The 2,980-nt window shown below is 65.8% G+C and carries 2 pseudogenes; one reads left to right on the top strand and one right to left on the bottom strand.

What is annotated here, in order from left to right:
• Positions 1–495 precede the first annotated feature (495 nt).
• Positions 496–1,955: pseudogene (locus ACIF9R_RS38150) on the top strand (glycosyltransferase family 39 protein).
• A gap of 432 nt (positions 1,956–2,387) precedes the next feature.
• On the opposite strand, the pseudogene ACIF9R_RS38155 reads toward ACIF9R_RS38150, so the two are convergent.
• A pseudogene (locus tag ACIF9R_RS38155) lies at positions 2,388–2,883 on the bottom strand (tyrosine-type recombinase/integrase); the annotation flags it as partial.
• Positions 2,884–2,980 lie beyond the last annotated feature (97 nt).

Here is a 2,980-nt window from a genome sequence, read left to right on the forward strand (position 1 = left end):
GCGCCGCCGCCACCAGGCACGATCACGCACCAGTCACTACCAGCGACAAGCCGCATCCCAGACATGAAGATCACGATCTACAGCTGGAGTACTAGGGGAGTGCACCACCTGCACCCCTTGATGCGAACAGAACAAGAGTTTGACTACGCAGAATGATCTTTGACAACAGTTGATCACGTGACGCGGGCCACAAAGATGATCTCCGGCCAAACTGAAAAGGGACATCCGCAACGGTTTCGCCTGTCCGGTCATCCGCCCAGGTCGCACGCCTTTTGATACGTCCCAAGCGCTTGGTGCAGAAGTGGCCTTGATCTCCCCGGACCAGGGTTGTCGCTCCTTCGAGAACCGCACAGACTGGCCCGGCCACCCCGTCAGTGTGATCGTTCGTCGACTCGCAGCCGGCCCCCACGACCGTCGGCCCGACGGCTCTCCCGCTGACCTCCGCCCATCGCTGACTGCGGTCCGCGCTTCTCACCTCGGGTCCTGAAGATCTCCATGAATCCCCCCATAGCCGCCATGCGGCACCGTCTGGCCATCTGGCTGATACCTGTTCTGTGGACCCTCGCCCTCGGCTCGTGGGGTTTGTCCCGCCAGCACAGCGTCTGGCGGGACGAGGCAGCGACCTGGCAGGTGGCCGAGCGTTCAACTGCCCAGATATGGCACATGCTCGGGCAGGTCGACGCCGTCCACGGGCTCTACTACCTAGTCATGCACGGACTTTTCGCATTCTTCGGCCCCAGTACGACGACGCTGAGGCTGCCGTCCGTCCTCGCCATGGCGGTAGCGGCGGGGTGCGTGGCTGCCATCGGCCGCCGACTGGCTGGTGGCTGGGCCGGGCTGGGAGGCGGCCTTGCGTTCGGGCTCCTACCGGCCGTGCAGTTCCAGTTGCAGGAAGGCCGTCCGTACGCACTCGTTACGGCCGGAGCAGGGATCTCAACACTCCTGCTCGTGACTGCCCTCACCGCCCGGCGTCAACGGCCGGGCCTATGGGTGGCGTACGGGGCATCGTGTTGGTCTGCGGACTGCTGAACTGGTTGTCGCTACTGCTCCTGCCTGCTCACTTGGTGACCCTGATGTGGAGGCGCTCCGGGCGCGGACTGTGGAAACGCTGGGCGGTGGCCTCCGCGGTCGGCACAGCGTGCGTAATGCCCCTGATCCTCTTCACTCGAAGCCAGTCACAGCAAGTTTCCTGGATACCGCCGTTGTCGTGGCACATGATGATCGGCCCGGCTGTACTGCTGGCGATCGGCGGCCTCACAGCGCTGACGGACCGGCGGCGGGAGAGCGGCCCGTCCGTCGCGATAGTCGGGTTCCCCCTTCTGGCGGTGCCGCAGATCGCTCTGCTCGGCATATCGCTGATCCGGCCGATGTTCCTGGAGCGCTACATACTCTTCAGCTACTTGGGCTTGGCCTTGCTGATCGGTACCGCGCTGGGCGCCGCGGTACGAGCGGTGACACCGAGGTTTCCCAGAGCCCACGTGTACCTGCTACCCGCGGTGCTGACCGTGGCGATGGTGGGGCTGCTGCCGCAGTCGCTGGCCAAGAGGTCCCCGGCGAGCCGAGTGGACGACGTCCTCGCGATCGCTTCGGACGTGCGGCGACTCAAGCGGCCCGGCGACGGAGTGCTCTTCGTCCCGGCCGCACGGCGCGACACCAAGTCAGTCTCCCCCGACGCCTTCACCGGCCTCAGGGACATCGCACTGGCCGAGAGTCCTGAGGTGTCTGGAACGCTCAAGGGTGTGGAGGCGGACCCGGTGCGTATCCGCGCCGCGATGCTTGCGCAGACGGAGATACTGCTGGTGACTGATGCCCCGGAGGCCGCGTCGACCGTGACGTCCGCCCGGGACAAGGCGAAGCTCTCGGTGCTGGACGAATACTTCAGGGCGGTGACGAACGAGCAGGGCTGCGGCCGGCGGGTGACGGTGTACCGGAGGCTCGGGCCTGCCAGGCCCTGAGCCGGGACGACCCACCGGGTCTGAGTTGCATCCGCCGCTGGCCACGCATGCGCTGCAGGCGGTTCACCTTGATCTCTGTTCTGCTTGTCTGCCTGTCGGCGTAGGCGCGGTCGACGGGCAGGGTGCGCAGGCGGACGGACAGCCGGTCGTCGTCGGCATCGCGCGGCGCATCGCGGGTGCGGATATGCGGGCGTCAGACGTCCTGCTTGCGTGAGCGCTGCGTGCGCGGACTGGGTGGCACCAGTGCGGATCAAGCAAGATCCCGGTCAGGTTCGCGAGCCTCTGATCTGCGGAAACGTGATTCGGCGGCACCGTCCGTCATCACGCGGGATGATCTTGCAGGCCCTCGTAATGCGTAGGTCTCGGGTTCGAATCCCGAAGGCGGCTCTTTCCAAGCCCAGCCCAGACAATGTCTGAGCTGGGCTTTCTCATTCAGCGGATGCGGCGACGGCGCTGCGCGCGGGCCGTCCGACTGTCCCTGGTCTCAATTCTGGTCTCAATGGACGCTTCGGGGCGGGGTTCGGGCTGAGGCTCCGGAGTGGGTCCCGGGCTGGGCATGAAGGTGTTGCCCATGCGGCGCATGGCGTCCTTCGACAGGTGCGATCGACCCTGGACGTACCGCCGGGTCTGGCTGATCTAGGTGTGCCGGAGGATCTCCATGATCGTGGGCATATCCACCCCGAGTTCGTTCAGGATCGTGTCGGCGGTGTGACGGCTCCCGTCGTACAGACGGCGGTCGTCGATCCCGGCTTCCGCCAAACAGTTCCTTGAACTCCTCCCAGTCCTGCCGGGGATCGAGTGGACGGCCGTCCGGGCGGGTGAAGACCAGGTGGTGTTCCTGCCAGGAGTCTCCGGCCGTGTCGCGCGCTGCCGCCTGCCGCGCCTTGTGCTCGCGCAGGTGGGGGATGAATGACGGCGGGATGGGGACCAGGGAGCTGCCGAAAAATAACTCCTCGGCATTCGTGGGCTGTTGGGTCGTAAAATGCGGTGGTGTCGGAGGGGACGAAGGCGAAGTTGGTGGATGT

The organism is Streptomyces sp. NPDC086080 (assembly GCF_044540255.1).
Classification (GTDB): Bacteria; Actinomycetota; Actinomycetes; order Streptomycetales; family Streptomycetaceae; genus Streptomyces.